This window comes from Streptomyces sp. NPDC048442 (assembly GCF_040651475.1).
In the GTDB taxonomy this organism is placed as follows: Bacteria; Actinomycetota; Actinomycetes; order Streptomycetales; family Streptomycetaceae; genus Streptomyces.
Genome location: NZ_JBEZKB010000004.1, coordinates 172655 through 196583, shown reverse-complemented (window position 1 = coordinate 196583; position 23929 = coordinate 172655). Strand labels below are relative to the sequence as shown.

At 68.6% G+C, this 23929-nt stretch carries 18 protein-coding genes and 1 pseudogene; 4 read left to right on the top strand and 15 right to left on the bottom strand.

Features of this window, described 5'->3' with window-relative positions; all coding sequences use genetic code 11:
- The first annotated feature begins 159 nt into the window (after positions 1 to 159).
- Together AB0D18_RS08635 and AB0D18_RS08630 are read left to right on the top strand one after the other, a co-directional pair.
- Complete coding sequence (locus AB0D18_RS08635) at positions 160 to 543, top strand: hypothetical protein (protein WP_362414367.1); 384 nt, start codon at positions 160 to 162, stop codon at positions 541 to 543.
- Between the two features lie 52 nt (positions 544 to 595).
- Complete coding sequence (locus AB0D18_RS08630; protein WP_362414365.1) at positions 596 to 1561, top strand: GNAT family N-acetyltransferase; 966 nt, start codon at positions 596 to 598, stop codon at positions 1559 to 1561.
- Between the two features lie 1206 nt (positions 1562 to 2767).
- Here the strand turns inward: AB0D18_RS08630 and AB0D18_RS08625 are convergent.
- The 10 genes and pseudogenes from AB0D18_RS08625 to AB0D18_RS08580 form a co-directional block, all read right to left on the bottom strand.
- Positions 2768 to 4243, bottom strand: coding sequence for an alpha-amylase family glycosyl hydrolase (locus AB0D18_RS08625; RefSeq protein ID WP_362414363.1), 1476 nt, complete (start codon positions 4241 to 4243; stop codon positions 2768 to 2770).
- Between the two features lie 48 nt (positions 4244 to 4291).
- The gene (locus AB0D18_RS08620; RefSeq protein ID WP_362414361.1) at positions 4292 to 5947 is read right to left on the bottom strand and encodes a thiamine pyrophosphate-dependent enzyme; all 1656 of its coding nucleotides are present in this window, start codon (positions 5945 to 5947) and stop codon (positions 4292 to 4294) included.
- A gap of 25 nt (positions 5948 to 5972) precedes the next feature.
- On the bottom strand, positions 5973 to 6800 hold the full coding sequence (locus AB0D18_RS08615; RefSeq protein ID WP_362414359.1) for an MBL fold metallo-hydrolase: 828 nt from the start codon (positions 6798 to 6800) through the stop codon (positions 5973 to 5975).
- Between the two features lie 51 nt (positions 6801 to 6851).
- Complete coding sequence (locus AB0D18_RS08610) at positions 6852 to 7883, bottom strand: TIM barrel protein (RefSeq protein ID WP_362414358.1); 1032 nt, start codon at positions 7881 to 7883, stop codon at positions 6852 to 6854.
- A gap of 6 nt (positions 7884 to 7889) precedes the next feature.
- Positions 7890 to 8804 carry a myo-inosose-2 dehydratase gene (gene iolE / locus AB0D18_RS08605; protein WP_362414356.1) on the bottom strand — a complete coding sequence of 305 codons (915 nt, stop codon included), beginning with the start codon at positions 8802 to 8804 and terminating at the stop codon, positions 7890 to 7892.
- Positions 8801 to 9313, bottom strand: a complete 513-nt coding sequence (locus tag AB0D18_RS08600) for a hypothetical protein (protein WP_362414354.1) — start codon at positions 9311 to 9313, stop codon at positions 8801 to 8803. Before AB0D18_RS08600 ends, iolE begins: the two co-directional genes overlap by 4 nt.
- Positions 9310 to 10368 carry a ferritin-like protein gene (locus AB0D18_RS08595; RefSeq protein ID WP_362414352.1) on the bottom strand — a complete coding sequence of 353 codons (1059 nt, stop codon included), beginning with the start codon at positions 10366 to 10368 and terminating at the stop codon, positions 9310 to 9312. Before AB0D18_RS08595 ends, AB0D18_RS08600 begins: the two co-directional genes overlap by 4 nt.
- On the bottom strand, positions 10365 to 12281 hold the full coding sequence (locus AB0D18_RS08590; protein ID WP_362414351.1) for a GMC family oxidoreductase: 1917 nt from the start codon (positions 12279 to 12281) through the stop codon (positions 10365 to 10367). The genes AB0D18_RS08595 and AB0D18_RS08590 overlap by 4 nt, the downstream gene beginning before the upstream one ends.
- A 7-nt stretch (positions 12282 to 12288) precedes the next feature.
- Complete coding sequence (locus tag AB0D18_RS08585; RefSeq protein WP_362414349.1) at positions 12289 to 13569, bottom strand: glycoside hydrolase family 15 protein; 1281 nt, start codon at positions 13567 to 13569, stop codon at positions 12289 to 12291.
- 1261 nt (positions 13570 to 14830) lie between these two features.
- Positions 14831 to 15180 (bottom strand): annotated as a pseudogene (locus tag AB0D18_RS08580) (ISAzo13 family transposase); the annotation flags it as partial.
- 72 nt (positions 15181 to 15252) lie between these two features.
- Here AB0D18_RS08580 and AB0D18_RS08575 point away from each other — a divergent pair.
- Together AB0D18_RS08575 and AB0D18_RS08570 are read left to right on the top strand one after the other, a co-directional pair.
- Positions 15253 to 16236, top strand: coding sequence for a helix-turn-helix domain-containing protein (locus tag AB0D18_RS08575; protein ID WP_362414347.1), 984 nt, complete (start codon positions 15253 to 15255; stop codon positions 16234 to 16236).
- Positions 16237 to 16553: 317 nt separating this feature from the next.
- On the top strand, positions 16554 to 17006 hold the full coding sequence (locus AB0D18_RS08570; protein ID WP_362414345.1) for a hypothetical protein: 453 nt from the start codon (positions 16554 to 16556) through the stop codon (positions 17004 to 17006).
- Positions 17007 to 17127: 121 nt separating this feature from the next.
- On the opposite strand, the gene AB0D18_RS08565 is transcribed toward AB0D18_RS08570, so the two are convergent.
- From AB0D18_RS08565 to AB0D18_RS08545, 5 genes are all read right to left on the bottom strand, one after another.
- On the bottom strand, positions 17128 to 17517 hold the full coding sequence (locus AB0D18_RS08565) for a hypothetical protein (RefSeq protein WP_362414343.1): 390 nt from the start codon (positions 17515 to 17517) through the stop codon (positions 17128 to 17130).
- Positions 17518 to 17888: 371 nt separating this feature from the next.
- A complete protein-coding gene (locus tag AB0D18_RS08560) occupies positions 17889 to 19046 on the bottom strand; it encodes an MFS transporter (protein ID WP_362414341.1) in 1158 nt (385 codons plus the stop codon).
- Positions 19047 to 19141: 95 nt separating this feature from the next.
- Entirely contained in the window at positions 19142 to 21667 is a 2526-nt protein-coding gene (locus tag AB0D18_RS08555; RefSeq protein ID WP_362414339.1) for an ATP-grasp domain-containing protein, read from the bottom strand.
- Complete coding sequence (locus AB0D18_RS08550; protein WP_362414337.1) at positions 21664 to 22995, bottom strand: hypothetical protein; 1332 nt, start codon at positions 22993 to 22995, stop codon at positions 21664 to 21666. Before AB0D18_RS08550 ends, AB0D18_RS08555 begins: the two co-directional genes overlap by 4 nt.
- Positions 22995 to 23897, bottom strand: a complete 903-nt coding sequence (locus AB0D18_RS08545) for a sugar phosphate isomerase/epimerase family protein (protein WP_362414335.1) — start codon at positions 23895 to 23897, stop codon at positions 22995 to 22997. Before AB0D18_RS08545 ends, AB0D18_RS08550 begins: the two co-directional genes overlap by 1 nt.
- Positions 23898 to 23929: the final 32 nt, after the last annotated feature.

Genomic DNA, 23929 nt, shown 5'->3' with positions numbered 1-23929 from the left:
GGTAGCGGCACCGGTAGTGGGGGTGAACCGTGGGGCGACTGTGGTGAGGGACTCTCCTCGCACGGCCCGAGCCGCCAGAATACTTTCATGCAGGATCACAGTCACAGGCACAGCGTCCGCCGGCATCTCTCCTTCGGGAGCTCCGCGCCGGATCCGACCATGACGGATGTGCCGTTGCAGGGGGAGCCGCTGGAAGAGCTCATGCTCATCGGCAACGGCAAGGATGCTGAGGTCATCGTCGTGCTCGGGGACGGAAGGCGGTTTGTCCTGGGCCTGGGAAAGGGGCTGCGGGTACACGGGTGCCAGGGGCTCGTGGTCGAGACCGTTCCCTGGGGCGACATTTCGATGGTGGTCCGGTATTCCGGTCCTGGCCTGGTCATCAGTCGGATGCGGTGCGAGGTGCCGAAGTGGGCGGGGTGTGATCCTGAGGAGTTCGACGTGGATCTCCGCCGGTGGGTGGAGTCCGGTGGCCGGGAAGAGCTGGCTTGGGCACTCGTGGTGGAGATTGAGCTGGCAGGCTCACCGTCGTCGGGTGCGGAGTGAGTGGGACCAGGACGGGGCGGGCGTTGTCAGAGGGGGCCTCTAACGTGAAGGTATGAGGCTCGAAGCGGAGATCGAGAAGGCGCATGAACTGCTGGCGTGTGTGCCGGGGTTGCGGGTGGTCGCGGCGGAGGAGTCCGTGCGGTTCCGGGGATTCGAGCTGGTGTCTCTTCTTGAACTGAGGGAGGGCGAGGTCCTGGAGGCGGGGACTCTCGGCGCCCGGGGTGAGGCACGGGCGCGGGAGCGGTTGGGGGTGCGGGAGTGGGGTGGTGACCGGTGGGAGGAGTTTCACCGGGGTTACTGGATCACGGGTCCGGACGGCAGCCCGATCGGGACCTTGACGGTGGACACGATGCCGCGCGGTGGGAACATGCTCGGCCTGGGGTCGCTGTACGTCCGCCCGGGCATGCGAGGGCGTGGGATCGCGGGCGCCGTGCTCGACGCGGTCTACGCGGCGGTGTGCGCGGCAGGGCTGAACGGCATCCGGCTGAGCACGGACTGGCTGTGGCAGGCGCCGGTCCGTTACTACCTCGCCCGGAGGATGCGCGTGGCGATGTGGAAGCACGACCTCGTCTTTGAGCGCAGTCGGCACCGTGCACCGTACGAAGTGCGCAGCACGGCGGGGGAGTTCACCTATTTCGTCAGGCGGGACGGGCGCCTGCGACCCGTGCTGCGTGCCGGGAGGGACGGCGGTCTGCTGGTCCTCGACGAATTGCCCGGCGCTCTGCGGACCGATGTCGACGAACGCCGGGCACGGTGGGATCTCATGGACGAGGTGGGCACCCTGGCCCTGCATCTCGCCGTGGCTGGGCATCCGCTGGTTCGCGGGGCCGAGGAATGGGAGGCGGCCTGGGAGCACAGCGACTTCGGGGCGCCGGAAGGACTGGCGTACAAGATCTTTCACTGGGAGCAGTACGCCCGGCGCAAGGGGTACGCGATGCGGGGGCCAGGGCTGGTGCTCGATGCTCGGCTGTTGAAGCCGTCTTGGATGGGGGAAGGGGAGGGGATGGTTCGGGGGTGAGGGGCGGGGTGGCGCGGGCCGTGGCCCAGGTACGGGAGTTGGCGGGTGGGCCGGATGCCCGCCGGAAGTGGGGACCGCTGTCATGCATCCCTTCACGTACACCCGCGTCTCCGACGCCCGTGAGGCAGTCAACGCGGGCTGCGGGGGCGCCGTCGGTCACACCCACCGCACTCGCCCTGCTTGACGAGCGACGAGGCAACTTCGCCCAGGCCCAGCCGGGTGCGGACCGTCAACCAGCTGCACGTCCTCTTGCGTGATTTCCTGCCCGGCGGAGCCCTGGCCCAGATGGTTGCGCGTTCTACGGCACGATGAATTCGGTTGTGAGCGGGGTGATTCGTGGGGGACAGGTATCGTTCACCCCACTGACTGCCCCATTGCCGGATCCGTTCTCGCTGAACGCTCCGCCGCGCCCAACCGCACCCGGACCGTCAACCGACCGGGATGCGGCTACGGCCCCGTTGGGCGGTACCGGGCCCACCACGGGCCCCGGCACACCTGAACAGGTCGACCCGACCGACCACGTCCGACCGGCTGGCGCCGGGCCGACGGACACCGATCTGTGGGCTCGCGCCCGTGTGCTCGACGCGGAAGTGCGGACTCAGACCGGGCGGCCGGTGAGCGTTTGACGGCTGCGTACCCATCTGCACATTGGGGCCGCCCGCGTCGAACAGATCCGCACCCGGCTTCTTGCCGACCCACCAGCCGCCCCACCGACCGACGCTCTCTTGACCAGCCATAACCGTCTGACCGGCCCTTCTTACAACACCCGCACCCCCACTTGACTTGATGCCGAAGCGGAGCGTCCATGGTGGTCACCGGACAGGCAAACACCGCGCCGTACGCGCCGCCCGCTCCGGTACCCGTCCGCTCTCTGCATCGCGGCTGCACCCCGCCCGGGGACCTCATCCCTCCGCACCCTCCTGGGCACCGACGGCCCCTGGAACAGCCACCCGCAGCACAAGAACACCCCACAGTCCCACCGCAAGGCCCCACCGACCTCGGAACAGACTGACATCGCAGACTCGGTCGGACACCGACTCCCGCCGTCATCAAGAGCCGTCATCGAGAAAGGAGGTGGGGGTGTGGCGGCAATGACAGGTCATCCCTTCCTTCGCCACAGGCCACACCCTCACGCGGAATTGGCCGGCACTCAACCGCTTGGCCCGACTGCGCGCGGAAATCCCGCCGTCCTTGGCCGCGTGCGGATCACGCCGCGGCGACGGAGAGCAGGTGATTCCCCCATGGCGGCAGGTCTACGTACAGGCCGCTCCCCTGCAGGTCGGCGCCCGAGCGCTCGTAGTGGCTGTCGTCCATCAGTCCGGTCAACTCCCAGGCGCCCGTGCCGAGTTCCGGCCAGTTCAGCGGTATGCGGGCCTGGGCCTGGCGGCCGGAGAGGTTGACCACGGTCAGGAAGTGGCCGGCCGGGCCCGTCCAGCAGGAGGTGACGAGTCCGTCGGCGCTGTCGTTGTCGCCCCAGCCGTGCGCCGCCAGCAACTGCCAGCTGCCGGACCGCATGCCACTGCTGTGGACGGCGGTCAGGAGTCGCTCGTGGAAAGTGCGGAGCTCCAGGTCCGGGGCCTCGTCGGGACGCCGGTCGAGGAAGACCGGCAGATGCACCCGGCGCCCGGTGAACTGGCCCTCGTGCCAGAGGGTCGCGCCGGGCAGGGTGGCGATCAGTACGGCGGCGGCACGTTCCTTGTCGGGTGCGAGGGTGAGGGCGGCACGCGGTTCGTCGTGGTTCTCCAGGAAGCGGACGAGGCGGCGCTGGTAGTCCTCGCCGGCACCCAGATGGGCGCGGACCGAGGCGGCGCTCTCGTGCAGGATCCGGTCGTAGAGGCGCTTGTCGTAGCAGAAGTCGAACCCCTGCTGCTGGAGGGGCCATTCGAGGTCCCAGTACGCCTCTGCCGCGAAGATCATGCGGGGGTGGGTGCGGTGCACCGCCTCGATGACCTCGGGCCAGAAGTCGGTGTCGGGGACCGGTCCCGCGCGGCTGCCCCAGGTGCGGGCGAAGACGTCGTTCATCAGCAGCATCGCCATGTCGCAGCGGACGCCGTCGCACTGCCGGCCGATCTCGGTGAGGGTGTCGGTGGTGGCGCGGCGCAGCTCGGGAGCGAAGGCGTTGAGCTGGACGACGTCGGGCCAGGGCGCGAAGTAGGGGTCGCGGCCGCGGGCCAGGACGGCCTTCCCGGTGTCCAGGAATCCTGCCGGGTCGCGGCGTGCGTCCTCAGCGTTGCCCTGGACGAAGTACTCGGGGTGCTCGGTCGCCCAGGGGCTGTCCGGGGCGACGTGATTGGGCACGTAGTCGAGGAGCAGCCCCACCCCTCGCGCGGCCAGTTCGCTCCGGGCCACGGCAAGGCCCTCCGGCCCGCCGAGTGCCTCGTCGACGGTGTAGTTCCGGATGCAGTACGCGGAGCCGGCGATGTCCTGCTCACTGACGCCCGGCAGCGCACTCTCGAAGGCGGTGCGCAGGGACGGGTCGGCCAGGGCGATGGCGCGCCCCGCCGGGCTGCGCTCCCACACACCCATCAGCCAGACGGCGTCCGTGCCGGGCGGGGTGATCTCGTCCCACAGGTCGGCGGGCACGTCGGCGAGGGTCGCCGTCTTCACGGATTCACGCAGCCAAACACGGGTGTTGACCTCGTACACAACGGGTTGCGCGGGCAGTTCGGGTCGTCCGGTCATCGCCGGTTCCTCCCTCGGGGGCCGGGGCGGAAGCCGCCCGGCCCTCTGCTACTCGGTCTTCCACAAGGCGTTGTCCGGAATGCTCTTGTCGGGCACCCGGACCTGGATGATGGACGGGCTGCCCGAATTTTGCAGAGCCCCCGCCACCGCTTCCTTCAGCTCCCTGTACGTGCCGACCTCCCACCCTTGGCAGCCGAACACCTCGGACAGCCGGCTGTAGTTCCACCGGTGCAGGACGCACGGCTTGTAGAAGGCGTCGCCCGAGTGGAAGACCCCCGCATCGGCGAGCCACTGCTCGACGGCGTACACGCCGTTGTCGATGACGAAGATGATGGGATCGAGCTTGAACCTGGTCTGTGTCGAGAGGCATTGGGCGGTCATCTGGAAGCCGCCGTCGCCCTGGAACACCATCACCCGCTGGTTCGGCTTCTTCGCCAGGCAGATTCCCGTCGCGGCCGGCGCGCTGTAGCCGATCGAGGAGTACGACGACTGGACGATGAAGCTTCCCGCGGCGGGCACGTCGAGCAGCAGGCTCCCGAAGTAGTTCATGCTCGCGTCGGCACTGATCACGGTGTTCCGGTCGATGTACCGCTGGACGTACTCGTAGAACCCCTGGTACGTGATGATCTCGGAGTCGCTCACGGCGGGCGCGCTGCGGGCGGGGCGCTCGGGGAGTTTCCGGGACTTGGGCCTGATCTTCTCCGCGAGGATGCCGTCAAGGAGGTGTTCGAGGGCGACGTGGCCGCCGAAGAAGGTGCCCAGCTTGACCGCCTCGAACGAGGCGAAGGCGGTCCTGTCGTAATCCGGTTCCCAGCCCAGGGAGTTGATGTCCGTCAGCCACACGCCGAGGGCGAGGACGAAGTCCGAGGTGGCGGCGAGCTCCAGGACGGTCTCGGACGAGGCCTGGCCGTCGAGCACTCCGGCGAACAGCAGATCGTCCTCGGACAGGACGGCCTTGCTGAGGAGTTCCGTGACGAAGGGGATGTTCAGCTGCTGGATGAGGCGCGATGTCTTGTCCTGGAGCCCGTACCGGTCGACCTCGGGACCCACCCAGACGAGCGGGTTCTCGGCGGCTTCGAGCCGGGCGCGGATCCGCTCGACCGACTGCTTCAGGCTGTCCCGGTCCGACAGGGGCCTGGCCGGTTCGAGTGTGCCCCTGGGGGGCTCGCACTCGAGGTCGATCATGTCCTGGAGCAGCTCGATGTAGACCGGGCGGCGCTCGCTGATGCAGGTGCGCAGGGCGTGGTCGATCAGGCCGGGTGCGAGGTCCGGGCTGTCGATGCGGATGCACACGGCCGTGATGTGCTCAAAGCACTGCATGTCCGTTGCGCGGCCGGAGATGAAGTGGTGTGCGCTGAAGCCGGTCTGCTCGAAGACGATGGTCTTCTTGACGCTCGGCGTGCCGTTGATGAGTACCAGCGGCACCCTCTCGACATAGGCACCGGCGACGGCGTTGACGGCGCACAGCGCGCCGGCGGAGTAGGTGACGCACAGGGCGCCGATGCCCTTGAGTCGTGCGTAACCGTCCGCCGCGTAGCCGGCGTTGACCTCGTTGACCTCCTCGATCAGCTCGACGCCGCTCGGCGCGACGTACCGGTTGAGCCATTCGATGGAGTAGTCGCCCGCGATGGCGAACAGGTGGTCAAGACCCAGCTGGTGGAGCCGGTCTATCAGGTACCGCCCGACGGTGGAGCGCTCTGGCATGGCGTAACTCCTCTGTGATCAGTGGTCAGTACTCGCGTGCACCGCCGAAAAGTCGGGACAGGTAGATGTCGAAAATGGCCGGGCACTTGCGCTCCGGATACCGATGCAGCATGAAGTCCTTGAAGGCGGTGCCCGTGAGGCCGTCGCCGGCGGCCTGCCGGGCGGCCTCCAGGTACTCGATGTTGCGGGCGACCTCGTTCTTGTCGGCGGGCAGGCCGTGGCCCGGCAGGAAGAGCTCGTACTCCGAGACAAGGAGGTCCTGAAGCACCCGGATCCAGCGGCCGAGCTGCGAGGTCAGATACAGATGGGTGCCGCTGTAGAGGAGGTCCTGGGCGAAGTACACGCCCAGTTCCGGAAGTCCGAGGGTGAGGTGGAAGTCGGTCTCGGTGTCCGTCACCCGGTTCAGGACGTAAGCCACCCCGTCGATCGTCTCCTCTCCCGGACTGGCGACCTGCTTGGGGACGACGACGTGCTCCGTGAGGAGGCCGCCGAGCTTCCAGTGGTCGGCGAGGGAGTCCTCCCCGTGTTCATGGATGAAGGTCATGGTCTCGGAGAGGGCGTAGACCGTGACGTCACGGAACGCGGCACCCAGGCCGAACCAGTGGTCGGGGTGCCGGTGGGAGAGGTAGAGCCGGTCGATCGGCTTGCGCAGGCTGTCCGCGTACGCCCGGAACTGCCGTGCGTACGGGGCGAGGAACTGTCCGTCGACGAGTACGAGGGAGTTCCTGGACTCGACGATGTGCGTCGCGTTCGCGAGGTGGCCGTCGCCGAACGAGGAGACGAAGGTGTGCACGCGGACGTCGCCCGCCTGCTTCACGACCATGACGATGGGGTCCGACAGCTGAGCCGGCATCCAGGACCTCCCTGATACGGATACGGGGCGGGGCAGAAGACAGGGACGGGGCTACGCGGCGATCCGCGTGTGCAGTTCCTCGAGCGCCGCCCTCGCGACGTCGTACGCGCTGTCCGCACCCCGCACCGGGTAGTCCTCACCGGGCCGCCAGAAGCGCCTGCGGGCCATCCGCATGGAACTGACGAACGGTGGGATCGCGTTGAACACCTCGATCAGATACGGCCCGTGGTACACCGGCTCGATCTGGTTGCGTACGACGTCCCACGGGATCCAGCTGTCCTTCACCGCACCCCGGTCCGGCGCCGAGATATGGACGTAATGCAGCCGGTTCTGCCGTACGGCGCGCGCGATGTTGTTCCGGAAGACCGAGGGGCCCTGGCTCTCCATCAGGACCTGCGCGGTGTCGATCGTCACGCCGCCCTGGCGGTGTTCGAGCTTCTCCAGGAAGTCGAGGACCTCCGAGACCATGTTGGGCGGGGGAGTCTCCCAGCTCTTCACGGGCTCGATGGCGAGCTTCACCTCGCGGGCCGCGGCGTACTCCGACAGCTCCTCGAAGACTCCACGGGCCGCCTGGAAGCGCGGCTTGATCCACTCCTGGAGGGCGTCGCTCCACAGTGGCTCGCCGTCGTCCGTGAGCGGGAAGACGCCGTAGGGGTAGAGGAACGGGCCCGACATGATCGTGTCGCCGCCGCCGCTCAGGGCACGGGTGATGTCGACGCGCGATTTCAGATACCAGAGGGCCTGTGCGCGTTGTTCCGCGTAGGGCGAGGTCGGGTCGAAGGTCCGTGTGGTACCGACGTTGGTGGTGAACCTGGCCTCCCGCAGGCCCGCCTGGTCGAAGGCCTTGCGCAGAGCGATGTAGCCGTCGAGTTCGAGCTTGTGGTCGACGGTTTCGGGTTGGGCGGCGATGTGTACGTCGAAGCCGGCATAGCCCATCTCGGTCAGGGCCTTCAGATGGTTGATCAGGGTCTGGGTGTAGCGGGAGTCCTGCGGGCGCAGATCGGCCGTGAACATGAAGAAGCTGAAGTACACGTCCCGGTCGAGGTGCGGTGTGAGTCGCCGCGCCAGGGTCACGTCGTTCATCGTCCGTCACCAGCCCAGTACGTCGGTGAGGTAGGAGCGGGCCTTCTTGGCGTACTCGAGCGGGTTCGCCTTGCGGGGGTCCTGCTCGGCCTCCACCACCAGCCAGCCCTTGTACCCGGCGTCGGCCAGTACGCCGAGGAGGGGCCGGAAGTCGATCGAGCCGTCGCCGGGCACGGTGAAGACACCGAGCTCGACGGCCTCCTGGAAGGACAGTCCTTCCTCGCGCACCCGGCGGACGACCTCGGGCCGGATGTCCTTCATGTGGACGTGGCCGATGCGGTCGGCGTGCGCCCTGGCCAGATCGAGAGGGTCGTCGCCGGCGAAGGTGAGGTGGCCGGTGTCCAGGAGGAGGTGGACCAGGGCGGGGTCCGTGGCGGCCAGGAGCCGGTCGATGTCGGCGCGGGTCTGGACGCCCGTGCCCATGTGGTGGTGGTAGCTGAGCCGCATCCCGGCCGAGGTCGCGATCTTGCCGAGCTCGTCCAGGCCCGATGTCAGGGCGTCCCACTGGGCGTTGGTGAACTGCGGGCGGTTGGCGAACACGTCGACCGGCAGCAGATGCGACGAGGCGCCGAATTCGGCCACGACCAGCTCGGACCCGCCCAGGGCCCTCAGATGCTCCAGCGTCTCCTCGAAGGCGGCGATCGTCCTGTGCCGCATCTTGGAGATCGTGAAGTACGTACTCGTCCACGGCTCGGAGATCTCCAGGCCGCGCAGGTCGAGGGCGGCCTTCAACTCGGCGGCGTCCGAGGGGTACTTGTGGCCGATGCTGCAGCCCTGGAAGCCGGCGAGCGCCATCTCGCTCACGGCCTGTCCGAAGGGGATGCCGGCGTCGATGGTCGGGAAGTCGTCGTTCCACCACAGGGTGCAGCAGATGCCCAGCTTCACTTTGTCCGGGCCGAGGCGGCCGGTGAGATCCGTCATTTCGTGGCTCCCTTCAGATAGCGGTCCTCGATGCGGGGCGGCTCGGCCCAGGAGCCGTAGCCGGGCGCCTTGGCGCCAGGAGGGTTGGCGCCGATGGCCCGCCAGAGGAGTCCCTCCTGGTAGGAGGCGGCGGTGACCGTGGAGGTCTCGCCCCCCGCACGGGCTCCGTAGCGGTCGGTCCACTCGGGCGGCAGCGCGTACCACGTCCCGGCGAACCAGAGTTTGATCACATGGCGGGCGACCGGGCCGAGTCGGTCGTCACCGAAGATCCGGTGGCGCAGGGCCCGGTCGAACACGTCACGGTCGAGAGCGGTGCGCTGCTGTCCTCCGGCGTCGCTCCGGGCGGACAGGTGCGCGTCCAGGAGAGCGACGACGGCCTCGTCACCGCAGGCGGCCCGCACCTTCGCCAGGTACTTCTCGGCCATGCCGGTGCCGAGCAGAGCGGTCTCCTCGAAGGCGGTGAGGTCGACCGACAGGGAGAGGAAGCCCTGGAACGACGGGCCGGTCATGGAGTCACCGCCGGGATCTCGAAGGTGGGTCCCGCATGCCTGCCACCGCTGCCCGGCAGCGGGTTGCAGATCAGTCGGTTGAAGCCGTCGCGGAGGCGGAACATGGCACGGACGGCCTCCTCCAACACCTGTGGCCTCCCGTTGAACGCCTGGGTGAGCAGGGCGAGGAAGCCGCCGTACTCGGCGTTGAACCCCTTTGCCGCGGCGGCGAGTTCCGAACCCTGCGGGTAGTCGGCGAGCCGGGCATTCACCTTCACCGGGAACACCTCGTCCCAGTCCACGCTCAGCGGTGCCCCCGACGGTGCGTCGGGCTTGTCGCCCACCTCGTAGTAACGGCCCAGCTGCAGCTGCCGGAACCGGTAGTAGTGGGCCAGCTCCCCGGCCGTGTCATGGATGCCGGCGTCGAGGCCCTCGCCCTGGTCGGCGATGAAGTTCAGTGCCCGGCAGGCCGACTCCAGGTCGGTCACGACGATGACGTCCCCGCCGCCGGAGTAGAAGTACTCGGAACTCACCTGGCGTGCCGGGTCTCCGCAGAAGAGCTTCCCCTGCTCGGCGGCCGCCACCTTCTCCAGCCCTTCGATGATCTCCGCGTAGAACTCGCCGATGCTGTAGAAGCGCATCTTCTCGGCGGTCGGGCTGGAGACGAGCTGCGGCCCCCCGCTCTCGGGCAGCGCGAGCAGCCGCTCGGCGTCGGGCGCCCGGCGCGGCCGCTCGATCATGCAGAACGTCTCCACCGCCTCCGGCGACAGCGGCCGCAGGTCGACGGTGAAGTCCTCCTCGCCGTCCGGGAGATAGGCCGGATAGGGCGGTACGAAGCCGGGGCGGGTCAGATCGGGCTGCCCGCCGACGGCATTGAGGACGTTGGCGACCAGCGTCAGGTGCAGCATCTCCTCCACCGCGACCACCCGGATGATGTGGGCGGCGTCCGAGTTGGTGGTGGACTTGATGGAGTAGTACGCGGTCAGGTACGGCGGGATCGTCGCGTGCTCCAGCGCCATCGCCGCTTGCAGATAGGCGATCAGCTCGTCACGGTTGTCGATGGTCGACGCGGTCACGGGGCCACCTCCTCCTGAGATCGGCGTGGGGCGGCGACGCTGATCGCACCGCTTTCGGAGTCGAGCTGCGTCAGCATGGCGCGGGCGCTGCGCAGGCACAGGGCGGCGATGGTGAGCGTCACGTTGGACGTGCCCACGGTGGGCATGCTGCCCCCGCCGACCAGGTACAGGTTCTTGTGGTCCCAGGACCGCTGGTCCGCGTCGACCACCGAGGCCGCCGGGTCGGAGCCCATCACATGGGTGCCCGCCAGGTGGTTTCCGCCTCGGATCTCGTAGCCCTCACCGTCGTGGACGGCGTAGCCCCAGAAGGCGGGGTCGTAGACGGTGTGGTCCTCGGCGCCGAGCCGGGCGAAGATCCGCTTCGACAGCTGCCGGGCGAACGCCACCCCGCGCATCGTGTACTCGGGGACGTCGTAGGTGAGGATCGGCCGCATGTTGCCCAACTGGTCGGTGTAGGCGGGGTCCACGGTGACGCGGTTGCTGGGATTTGCCGGGACCTCGACCATGAACGCCAGCTGCAGCTGACGCGAGACCCGGTCCACCAGGCCCTGGCGCAGCGACTCGCCGTAGCGGCCGCCCGAGTCCACCAGGTCGACCAGGTCGCTCATCGGCGCACCGCGGGCCCAGCCCCAGCCGTCGTTGTGGATGTCGACGCTGAACGCGGCCTGGCGGCGGCGGAACCGGCCGCCGCGCAGATCGGTGATGCCACCGGTGCAGACGGTGCCGCGGAAGGTGCCGGCCACCTCGGGCAACAGGGCCCACGCGAGCAGGTACGCGTGGTCCATGAAGTTGCGCCCCATCAGGCCGCTGGAACCGCGCAGCCCGGAGGCCAGCATCAGCCGGGGGTTCTCCACCGCGTTGGCGGCCAGGACGAACAGCCGTCCGTGCGCCTTCAGGGTGGTGAAACCGGGGCGGTCGGGGGAGTCGTAGCGGCGGTACTCGATCTCGGTGACCCGGCCGGTCTGCTCGTCGATGTGCACCTTGTGGGCCACGGCCTGGGCGACCAGGTCGACCCGGCCGGTCCGCAGAGCGATGGCGAGGGTCTTGCCGGCGTTGTACTTGGCCTGCACCGGGCAGATGGGCACGCAGTTGTTGTTGCCCTGGCAGCGCTCGCCGACCTCGACCTGGTAGGTGCTGACCGCCCCCTGCGGTACGTAACCCTTCCTGCCGTCGTAGGCCGGGTTGGGTATCCCGTTACGCCCCTGGGGGAATGGCCGGACCTTCAACTCCTTCTGGTCGCCGTCGAGTTGGACCGTCATTCCGTCGAGGTCCCTGGCGACCATCCGGTCCAGGTACGACAGAGGAATCCCCTTCATCGGGAACACGTAGTCCTCGTCGAAGGTCATCCCGAGGTACGCCTGGTCCGCCACGTCGGCGGAGACGCCGATCTCGCGTTCCGCCTCGTTGTAGTACGGGGCGAGGTCGTCGTATCCGAGCGGCCAGTCCCTGCCCTCGCCGTGCAGCGTGCGCATCCGGAAGTCCTCCGGGAGCATCCGCAGCGTCTTGCCCTCCCAGTGCATGGTGGTGCCGCCGAGGACCCTCGTGTAGGTGGTGTCGGTGGCGAAGGGCCCGCTCTGCACGAGGTACGACGAGGCGTCGGGCGTGCCGGGGACGATGCGGCGTGCGTCGTTGCCGCGCGGCATCGGGGCGTTGGCGACGGCCGGGTAGGGGGACTGGTTGTCCTTGTCCGTGGTCGAGTAGAAGCGGTCGAGGTACTTCTCGTACGACCGCAGGGTGAGGTCCTCGGCCGGGCCCGCTTCGAGCAGCAGCACCCTCTTGCCGGCTTCGCTCAGGCGGGAGGCGATGAGGGCGCCGGAGATCCCGCCGCCCACGACGACGGCGTCGTAGAGGACCTCGGCCGTCGCCGCGGGGTCGGTGCTGTGCGTCGCTCCGGTGGGGAATTTCTCGTACATGCGGCTGTCACACCGCCTCGGCGCGGGCGCGCATGGCGGACAGGTACGCGGCATAGCTCCACGTCAGGTTGCGCACGCTGCGCTCGTAACCGGTGGCGCTGTCGAACTGCTCGGAGAGCTCCAGGTGGTCGCTGTGGTAGATGACGGCCTGCATCATGTCGTCGCCGGTGGTCACCAGGGCCTCGGCGGCTGCCTGCGGAGTCGTCGACGCGTCGATGCGCGACTGGGCGAAGAAGGGCGTGGACAGCTCGTCCAGCGGGATCGTCCCGGCCGACCTGATCTCTGCGGCCAGCTTGTAGTGCAGCTCGGCGACGTTGCACGTGGACAGGGCCCAGGGGTGGCCGACGAAGTTGGCGTCCGAGGTGTCACCGTCGTAGGTGTCGCCCGGATAGCGGCCGAACAGCGGCCCGATACCGTGCTGTTCGCGGTCCGTCCGGTTGACCGGGTAGAAGGCGGCGCCGCCCTCCTCCCACTGCGAGCGCAGCTGGGCCGCCGTGGCGAGGAGCTTGGTGTCGGTGAAGGACACCGCGCCGTAGAGGGCCGCCTGGACGATGTCGATGTTCGGGTCGTAACCGTCGCCGATCGGGTGCTGCGGCGACGGCTGGGCCCCGCCGCCGGGGTCGGCCATCATGCTCACGTACTTGGTGCCGTCCCAGTGGCCCGCGAGGGCCTCGCCCAGCCACTTCATGGCGGGCTTCAGCCCCGTCGGCTTGATGATGCCGACGATCTTCGTGGCCTGGATCTCCTCGAAGCAGCGCAGCTGGGCGGCGCGGGCGAAGAAGGTCAACCCCTTGTGCTCCTCCCACAGGTTGGTGGTGGGATCCTTGTACACGTCGAGGAGGAAGGCCGTATTGGCGTTCACCAGGTCGACCGCCTGCTTCTGGGTGCCGATGTCGAGCTGGTCGTAGGCGGCCAGGATGGTGATGGACTGCAGGGCGGGGCCGTCGTTCTGCTCGGTCCAGGGGCGGGACTCGCCGTCGAGGCGGAAGCAGGCGTGGCCCTTGGTCGGCCGGGCGTTGGAGTGGCACAGCTCGGCGAACTGCACGTAGTCGTTGAGCGTCGCCACCGTTCCGTCCGCGCCGACGGGCATGCCGGCCCTGGCCACCTCCATGGCCGTGATGGCCCCGTCGCGCACCCAGTTGAAGACGTAGTCCTGGTCGATGCCGGGGGTCTGGTGCGGGAACGACGGGGCGGCGATGACACAGCCCGGCTTCGAATCGCGGGAGTAGTCCTCCGGAGCGGTCGGATCGCGGAAGGTGAAGCCGTTGCTCGCGATGTTCCGGAGCATGAAGGTCAGCATGATCGGTACGAGCGTCTGCGGGTCGACCGCTCCCGGCGCGAGAGAAGTCTGGACGTTTTCCCGCGACCGTACAGTTTCGGCAGGCCGGCTCGTACGTGATCGTATGTCGGGCGTGACGGCGGATTCGGACATGGCTCAACTCCCCTTGTCTTTCCGTTTCCTTTTGAGCGGATCCGGGCAGCGGTCGGCGCGCGCCGGTCAGACGGAGTGAACTATGGGAACCGGGCGTGTCCGTGCACTGTTTCGGTGAAGGGTGCAGGTCAGTGACAGGACCATCGAGCCCACATTCGCATCCGCATTAACGGGGAATGCGTGACTCTGCCCCCCTCCTCCGTACATCCGGAAAGCGTGCGGCACAAATACTTTCCATCCCCATGGGCAGCTCAGAGCTGATTTCGGACGGTCGAAATGGGCTGAGCGTGAGATGGTCATTCCGCTTTGCGATACTTCGCTGATGGTGCCCCCGCCTTTCTTAACGCAAGCTACAGCCGGGGGGAAGGTGTCGCAATAGGGAATCTGCATGTTTCGTACGGGGTTGGGGTTACCGAATGTGGCTCAATATTGCCCGGCATTGCCCAACAACTCACTGTGGGTGTCCGATACTCGGCCGCTCTGTGCGACCTGCGTGTATGCGTGGATCACCCGGCCGGGCGGGCAACCGCGACCGGTGGTGACCCAGCGGCCGGCACCCGTGCAGGCGCGGTCGGCCAGGACAGGACGAGCTCAGACACCCCCATGCTGCCGGCACCTGACTCGGCGCGGCCCGATTTCCTTGGCGAGCGATACAGGGGCACCCACCTGGCTGTCCTCTGCCTCATAAGACCCAGTACCCGCCACTGCCAGAACCGCACAGCCCGTATCGATCAAGAATTACAGGCGCCGCGACGAGGCACGTAAATCATCACGCGTCGAAGTTACCGACAAAAGCCTTGACGTACCCTCGACGTGACAGTAGCTTCCAAAAGGCCACCTTCTGCCGCAATCGGCAACGAGGACTGATTTACTGTTCCGATGGTGCCCTCCATGACTCTCAAGCGTACGGCCCTGGGCTGTTCTGCCGATCCAGGCCGGCCAACGGGAAATCGTCCCAGATATCCAGGGATACGAGGGAGAATTCGAGAACACCTACGCTGTCCTCATGTACGGATCGCCGATGCACGTGAGAAACCCACTGCTCCGGGTCCACTCAGGCTGCCGCACAGGTGACTTATTCCGCTCACGAAAGTCAGGGCATACGCCCTGCAGGACAGCGGCGGATGGAGGCAACGGCGAAGGCTGTCGTGTCGTGGTCGGTGCCGACGCTGACACAGCCGGTGTGAGCTGCGACGTCGTAGATTCCGTACGGGATCACCTTGCCCGCTCCCTGCCGGTCCACGAAGTCATGCTTTTTGACCTGGGCCGGAGCCCCCTTCGGTTCCCACGCACGGCCCCGTTCTTGCAGTGGCCGACCAGCTTGTAGTGGCCGACCAGCTCCTTCTTCTTGGTGGCCACGCTGATCACCGGGTCGCCGGTACTCCTATGCTCCTGGGCCCGGTCGTTGATGCAGCGGAACTGGTCGTCCCGGTCGGGGTGTTGGGCGCCCTCGCGACTGGCAGAGTTCACCGTTGTCCGGAGCATCGTGCGGAGCAAGGGTCTTCGTTGGGCGCCGCTGGTCAACGGGGGGGGAAAACCATGCTGCGCATCCACTTCACCGGTCGAGACCTGGAGAACGTACGGCTGGCGTGCCGCCCCGACCCGCTGTGGGAGATCGTGTGCAGTCTGTGCCGTCTGCAGACGAGCGAGGGTGCCGTTGCCTTCGATCCGTGGCGGCACAAGGTCGGAGGGCTGGTCCGCCAGGGCGGGGTGGCCCGCGGGACGGTGTCGGCGCTGCGCACGCTGGTGCCTCGCGCCGCCTACTTCCCGGACTTCCTCACCCCGCCCGGCGAGGACGGCCCCGACGCTCTCCACTCGGGTATCGACCGGGTCCTCGCGACGCCGCGCCGGCGGCTGCGCCACGAGCTGGCCCTGCTCTCGGCGAGCGGCGGACGGCCGTGGGCGGGCGCGGAGCTGGCACGCGGTGATGTCACGACGCTGAACGTGCTGGGCAGGAATCTGCGCACCTACCACCGGGAGTTCATCGCACCACTGGGGAACCGTATCGGCGCGGCCACGGCGGCGGACCTGGCCCTGCGCACCCGCGCCCTCGTGGACGGCGGGACACAGGCGCTGTTGAACGGTCTGCGACCGATGGCGGTGTGGGAGCCGCCCGTACTGACCGTCGACTATCCGGTCGAGCGCGATCTGCACCTGCACGGGCGGGGCCTGCTGCTCGTCCCGTCGTACTTCTGTTGGCGACGCCCGATATCCCTAGCCGACGATCAACTGCGGCCGGTACTCGTCTACCCGGTCGACAAGTCCCCCTTGCCGTCAGCCGCTTCGACGGCGTCGCTGTCCCGTCTGCTGGGACCCACCCGCGCCGCACTCCTGTCCGAGACGGCCGCGCTGACCTGTGCCACCACCTCCGAACTCGCCGACGCCACGGGTGTATCCCTGCCGAGCGTCAGCCAGCAGCTGGCCGTGCTGCGCGACGGCGGGCTCGTCATGAGCCGACGCGACGGCAAGCGTGTCCTGCACACCGCAACACCCTTGGGCCGTCGGCTTCTTGACGGTTGCTGACGCCACGGAGGTGATCGACGTTTTGGCTGGAGCCAAAACCACACGCGCTCCGAAGTCTGCCCCCTTCACACTGTGGCCTACACGGCCCACCGGCCGGGGGCACCCGTGGGGCACTCAACGGCACCACCGCATTTCGCGTCGGCCGGCCGCCTTCGGTGAGCCGGAACACCCAGGGGGGTTCCATCCATGCAACACCGGCCCCGACGCGGGGGCCTACCTGCGCTCTCACCGGTGGGTGAGCAGCCGCTGACTCGACCGGAATCCTGGGCGGCGGGCAGACAGCCCGCCGCACCCGACGGGAAGGTTCACCCACACTCATGCGTATTCGTCGTACGGCCGGCCTCGTGGCCGGATGCACCACGCTCGCGCTGTTCGCCACGGTCGGCTCCACCGGTACCGCCTCGGCCGCCATCTATCCGTCCGCCTACGGGTGCAAGCCTGGCAACGTATGTCTGTACTACAGCGACATGTCCTCCCCCTCGTTCTCCAGGGAGGGAAACTGGAGCGGCAGCGAGTTCAGCATGCAGATCGTCAACAACGGGGCGCAGGAAAGGGATCAGGACCACATCCGTTTCACCGCCGAGAAGTACTCGCCATCAGCGGGCAAGATGATCAAGTACAAGGGCTGCCTGCACTACGCCACCCCCAATGCGACGGGCGGTCAGTACAAGCTCGACCTCGTGCCGACCAACAGCTACGGGTACACCGTGAAGTCTCTGACATGGGGCCCGGAGTGCGGGTCGGGTGAGGAAGTACTCCAGTTTGCCTGACCGGCCTGCCACCTCCGTCAGAGGTGACGGGAACGAACCGGCCGTCCGTGCACAAGAGCCCCCGGCCATCCTGCCTGGCGCGGGGGCTCCTGCCCGGTCCTGGTCGGGGTGCAGCGGGTGGTCAGGCGGCAGGGTCGACTTCGGGGTGTGTGAATCGCACGGGCTTGCCCAGCGACCGGGCGTAGGCGATTTCGGCTCGGGTGCTGTATCCGATGTAGTCGCCGACTACGAGTACTTCATCAGCGAGCTGGATCTTCGCCCGGTGCAGATCGCCGAGTCGAACCTTCAGAGCCTCGGCTTCGACAGGATCGGACCAAGGTTGGTGCGGTGACTTCATGCGAATGCTCGGTTTGACAACAATCTTGCCGGCTTTGGTCTCCAGCAGATCGGCCTCGTTCATCTCGGTCATGAAGCGGGTGGAGCCGCAGATGACGACGATACGCGGGAGGCGCAACAGCTTCTTCGCGTCAGCGAGCTTCTCCTCGGGGGTGTGCCGTTGCGGGTATGTCACTGGTTCCTCCTGGTGATGTGGTCCAAGGGGTGCCTGACCGAGTGGCCGCACTCCCTGCACACATCGCTCGAAGACGGCAGGGTCACGCAGGGCTAGCACCGCAGGCGGCCCACGACGACGTTCTGCTCGTGTTCGGCCTCCGCGAGCAGTGTCCACGCCGTGCGGAAACGCCAACTCCGCAGGAGCCAGTGCTCACGAAGATGGGGTCTCTACAGCCAACTGCCGGACTGTCCATAGGCGCTGTACCTCAGTTGGGGCGCGGTGGTGGAGACCGCGGAGGTACTCGTTCGCAAGAACGCTTCCTTTACGGTCACAGCCCGCATTTCGTGTGGTGGGTGAGGGGATGCCGAAATCGGCGGAGAGCGTGTGGGTCAGGCGCGGCGGCATACGGTCCGTACGAGCCATCCGGTGGCTGCGAATGCCGCGCCGAGCAGTATCCAGCCAGGTGGGCCCGAGCCGACGACGCCGAGCACGACCACTGTCGGGCCGATGATCTGGGCGCCCGTCGGGCCGAGGCTGAAGACGCCGAGGTAGGTACCGCGCTGGTCCTTTGGGGAGAGGGCATAGCTGATTTCCCAGCCGCCCGCGGACTGCCAGACCTCGCCGAGCGTGTGGCAGACGACGGCTGTGGTGAGGAGGACGGCTGCGGCCACTGCCCCCGACTCCGGGACGAGGGCGAACTGGAGGCATGCGGCGGCGAGGGCGAGGCCGGCGTGGAAGCAGCGGCGGGCTGCTTGCGTGAGGGTGGAGACACCGCGGGCGGCCCAGGGTTGCAGGGTGACCGCGAGGACGGTGTTCACGGCGATGAGGACCGGAATCGTCGCGGTCGGCAGGCTGGTGTGCTGGGAGACCCACAGGGGGATGCCGACGGAAAGCATGACCGTGTGGAAGGAGAGCAGACCGTTGAGGAGGGTCAGGCCGAGGTAGCGGCGCTCCTTGGCCACGGTGCGCAGGAGCGCCCAGGGGGAGGCGGGGGCCTTCCCCGTGTCGCGTGTCCGACCGGGCAGGCGCAGCGCGAGGAGCAGCAGACCGGAGGCCAGGAAGGTCGCGGCGTCCGCGAGGATGATCGCGCGATACCCCCACAGGGAGTCGACCGTCACTGCGAAAGAGGCCAACAGCGCGCCCGAGGCGAGGCCCGCGTTGCGGGTGCTGCGGATCCAGGCCATCGTCGCCACCCTGCGTTCCTCGGTGACGGCCGCGCCGACGACTGTCTGCAGGACGGGCTGGGCGACCCGGTCCCCGAGTGCGATGAACGCGGACGCGGCCAGGTACTGGGTGAAGTTGCCGACGAACGCGTAGCCGACGAAACCGATCAGCTTCCAGAACTGCAGGGCGACCAGCAACCGTCCGGCGCCTGTCCGGTCCCCGAGCACGCTCACCGGAACGGTGGTCAGGAACCCGATCAGGCCGGCGACGGTGAGACCGACGGTGACCTGGGCGTTCGACAGATGTACCGCGCGGGTCAGATAGAGCACCGACCCCGACAGGAAGAGCCCGTTGCCCATGGAGTCGATGAACGACGAGATCATCAGACCGCGCGTCGTCCGGTCGCTCCAGGGTCCGCTGCGGGAGCCGGAGCCCGGCGACGGAGGTTTCCCGGACCGCCGGAGCTGCCGCACGCCCCTCACTCGTCGACCACCCACTTGACCGCGCGGTGGGCCGCTTCCGCCCGCTCGACGGCCTCCTGCCGGTCGGCCCCGGTGGCCAGGACGTACCCCTGGCGACTGCCGGAACCGGCCAGCGGGCCCAGTTCCTGACCCACGCGCGCGGAGAGTTGCACGGTCACCACGCCGGGCAGGCCGCGCGCATCGTCCGGCCCGTCGATCGCCCGGACGACGGTGTTCTCGTACGCGAAGAAGCGGATCGCCGCGGCCTGCGCGGTGGGGGCGTCCCGGGGGGTCGCCACGCCGAGCATCGCGGCGGCCGTCGCCTTCGCCAGCCGTACGCCGGTGACCAGCTCCACCATCTGCCAGATCTGGTCGCCGCCGAAGCGGGTCTGGGTCTCGATCAGGACCGGCCGGCCGTCCTCGCGAATCCTGAACTCGGTGTGCGCGGGGCCCCATTGGTGGCCCAGGGCGTCGAGCAGAGCGGTGGTCGTGGTGGTCACCGCCTCCTGCACGGCGGGGGCGAGGCTCGCAGGCAGCTGGTGCCCGGTCTCCACGAAGGAGGGCGCGCCGGTGGTGATCTTCTCGGTGACTGCCAGAATCTCGTGCTTGCCGTCGAGGGTGAGCGTCTCGACGCTGACCTCCGGGCCGGGAATGTACTCCTCGGCGATGACCGCGGCCCCGTCGGCCGCGGCGTACTCCCAGCCCGGTGCGAGCCCGGCAGGCCCGTCGACGAGACGGACGCCGCGGCTGCCGGAGCCGGCCGCGGGCTTGAGGACGACCGGGGCGGCCAGCTCGGCCTGGAAGGCGGTGGCCTCGGCGAGCGAGCGGCAGGACCGGTACGGGACGCTCTGCAGGCCGTGCCTGTCGAGCAGGGCGCGGGTGAGTAGTTTGTCGCGGCTGTCCCGTACGGCGGGCAGCGGATTGTGGACGATCGAAAGCCGCTCACCGATGCGCGCGGCAGTGAGCAGGTGCTGCTCCGCGAAGGAGAGCACGGCGTCGAAGGGGCCGCTGCCGTGCTGCTCGTGCAGGAAGAGTGCCGTGGACTCCGCGAGAGCGGCGTCCAGACGGTCGTAGACGATCAAGGTGTCGGCGCGCTCGGTCTGCCGTGCGGTGAGGTGGGCGCGTTCCTGGAGGAGAGTGATCCGGATGTCGAGTTCGGCGATGGACGCGAATCCGGAGTCCTTTCCGCCGATCAGCAGCAGGTGCGGGATGGGGTGCGGGACGGGGCGCGGGACGGGGTGCGGGGTCGGCGTCGTCCCGGCGTCGGCGGCCTCCGGCCCGGGGCCCGGGGTGGTCCGTACTGCGACCAGGTCGGTCATCTCCCACACCTGTTCCATGTCCTGGACCAGCTCCGCGGTCGTCCCGGCGACGAGTTCGGCGGAGAGTACCTGCCAGTGTCCCTGCGCCGCTGTCCCGATGGTCTTTCCGGGAGAGTGGTAGACGCTGTGGCTCCGGTAGGAGGCCAGGCCGGTGAGTCGTTCCGGAGCGTGCAGTCCCTCGAAGGTCCCGGTCGCGCGCGGGAAGGGCGTGACGATCCCGAACGGCCTGTCGAACTTCCTTTCCAGGTCGGGTGCTTCGCCGCGCATCACGGCGGCGTACGCGGCCATGAAGGACACCCCGTGCGCCTCCCGGAGCACCCGGGCCCGGTGGCCGCCGGGGCGGATGCCCACTTCGAGCAGCCGCGGGCCCTGCGGAGTCAGGATGAACTCGACGTGGGCCGCGCACAGCCTGAGGCCCATGGCGCGAGAGGCCTGTACAGCGAGGTCGGCCATCTGCCGCTGGGCCGGCGCGGGGGCCCGGCTGGGTGCGTAGCGTGCGAAGTGGTGGAAGTCCTCGCCTCCGAGGTCGGCGCCGGTGAGGACGTCGACGACCGGGCTGGGGTGGGCGACGCCCTCGCGGTCGACGACGAGGTCGACCGAGTGGTTGCTGCCGGCGAGGAACTCCTCGACCTGCAGCGCGGTGAAGCGTTCCGGCAGTTGCTTGGCCCGTACGTGTGCGGCGACCCCGTCCTGCACCCGGGCGAAGACGGTTGCCGCGTCCTGCGGTCCGGTGACGGTGACGACGAACAGGCTGGAGTAGAGGGTCGCCGGTTTGAGGACCACCGGCCAGCCGTGTGTCTCCCCGAACTCCACCACCTCGGCGGCCGAGACGACCGCTTCGAAGCGCCCCGTGCTGTCGGCCCCGATCCCGTCCCGGAACAGTTGCCGCATCAGGTGCTTGGAACGCAGCGCCGCCACGTCCGCGGGATCGAGCGCGGGCAGGGCGAGTACGGCGCACAGCCGCGCGTACTCCTCCACGTACGCCTCGCGGAGATTGAGCACGCACACCGAACCGTCGTGCGGCAGCCCGGCGCTCAGCCCTTCGACCCCGTCGGCCGGGTTCCAGGGGATGACGACGTCGAAGGCGTCGTCCGGTGCGCTCCAGCCGTGCGAGCTGACGTCTCGGATCAGCCCGACCCGCGCGCCCGTCTCGCGCAGGGGCTCGAACTCGCCGTAGCGGGCGTTCCCGAGGAAAAGCACCAGGGGCTGGGGCGACTCACTCAACTTACGACCTCCGCGCCGTCGAACGAGAAGTGCACCTGGCTGAACTCCTCAGCCAGGGAAACGACTTGGGCGGCCACCGCGTCCTGCGCCGCGCTCCGCCCTGAATTCCACGCCGCCTCCGCCATGAGGTCGGCGATGCGCCACATGTCGGGCTGCAGCATGCCGCGCCGGGTGACCTCCTGAACCCCGAGACGCAGCCGCACTCTTCCGTCCACCGGCCGGGCGTTGAGCACCAGTCCTGAGCGCACGAGACCGGCGGCCAGGTCGTATCCCGAACGTGACCGGTGGCGTTCGACGACGAGCACATGGCTGCGGCTCGGGGACGGGGCCTCCGCGGGGGCGTGCAGGCGGAACCCGGCCTCGCCCAGCGCCTGCGCCAGCGCGGCCCGGTTCTCCTGCATCTGCGCCGCATAGGCGGGTGCGTGGGCGTCCATCTCCAGGGTGGTCACATAGTTGGCGAGCGTCGCCCCGGTCGACTGCGAGGAGACCATCGAATTCCCCAGGCGCTCGGAGAAGGCGCGGCCGACTCCTGCGTCGGCGAAGGCGATCATTCCCTTGTGCGCGCCGGGGAAGCTCTTGTGCGTATTGCCCTGGACGATGTCGCAGCCCTCCCCGAGCGGGTCCTGGAAGGCCCCGCCGGCGATCAGCCCCAGGGTGTGCGAGGCGTCGTACACCAGGCGCGCGTCGGTGCCCATGACCGTGCGCAGCTCGCGTACCGGCAGCGGGACCAGGGGCACTCCGTGGTCGAGGAAAACCATCGCCGCGCTCTCGGCGGCCCACATCTCGACGGTACGGGCAAGGTCCACCGTGCCCGACGCGGTGTCCCACGGCAGGTATCCGCTGCGCCGGCCGAGGGACTCCAGCAGGGGGCGGGTGGCGAAGTGGCCGCCGTCGTCCGGCGCGAGGGAGAGAACCAGGTCACCGGGGTTGGTGAGCAGGGCGACCGTGCAGGTGGTGGCGTGCAGGCCGGACAGCGGACGGAAGTCGGTCCAGGCCGCGCCCAGCATGCGGTTCATGGACTCCGCGGCGGCCCGTTCCAGGCTGTCGACCCCCGGGTAACCGGCGGACAGCAGCCCGGAGCGCAGCGTCGCGGGACCAGGTCCCCGTTCGTGCTCCTGGCCTATGAGGTACCGGTCGGCCAGCGGTCCCGCGAGCATCGTCCGGGCCGTGCGGGACAGTACGTTCTCGAAGGCGGCGAGGTTCACGGTCGTACCGACGCGTCGGGCGTCGGCGGCGACCGCGGACAGCAGGTCGCCCTGCGGCCCCGCGCCTCCCCTGGCACCGGCCGGCTGCCGGGGGACCGTGTCGGCGACAGCCAGCCGGCGCATCAGACCGCGTCCTCGCGTCCAGCGGCGCCGGCCGCGTCCCAGCGAGCACGGAAGTCCAGCGCGCGGCTGAGGTAGTCCTCGGGCCGGTGGCCCTGGGCGAACTCCTCGACGACCGCGGCACCGCCGAAGCCGAACCTGCCGAGCGTCTCCAGCGAGCCCCACAGGTCGAAGTCCCCCATACCGATGGGGAGATGGGTGTGGTCGGTGCCCTTGATGTCGGAGATGTGGGCCGTCTGGACGTAGGGTGCGACCGCCTCAAGCGCCTCCTTGTAGTCTCCGCGCGGCAGATGCACCGTGGCGAGGTGCGGGACATCCAGGGTGAGGGCGGTGCCGGTGCTCTCGCACAGGGCGATGTGCTCCTCGGGCTCGAAGATCACATAGCGCGGCCGGTTGGCGCCCATGTTCTCGACGCACAGCAGGATGCCCGTCCGGCTCAGCAAGGGCTGGAGCCGGTCCAGCGAGGACCGCAGAATGTCCAGGAGGACCGGGTTGCTGCGCCGGGACTGGTACCCCGGGTGGTACGTGACGCGCTCCACGCCGAGGTCGGCCGCCAGGTGGACGGCGCGGCGCAACAGGTTGATCGACTCGGCGCGCTCGTCCTCGTCGGGGGCACACAGGTCGGTGTGCGGGCCGTACCAGGCGGCGTGCACCGACACGTCGAGCCCATGGGTCTCGATGACGCCGCGCATGCCCTCGACGATGCTCTCGTACTCGGTGGCGGTGGCGCCGAAGAGCACCTCCTGGCACTCTTCCGCGATCTCGAACTCCAGATCGCGGAAGTGGCCCGCCAGGAACTCCAGATGCTCGACGATGTTCGCGGGGTTGTCCCAGATATTGGTGGAGAAACCGATTCGTGGACGGGCCGGGACGAGAGTCTTCGGAATGTCCTGCATCGCGGTCATGGCAAGTCGCCTTTCTTCACAACGATCGGGAG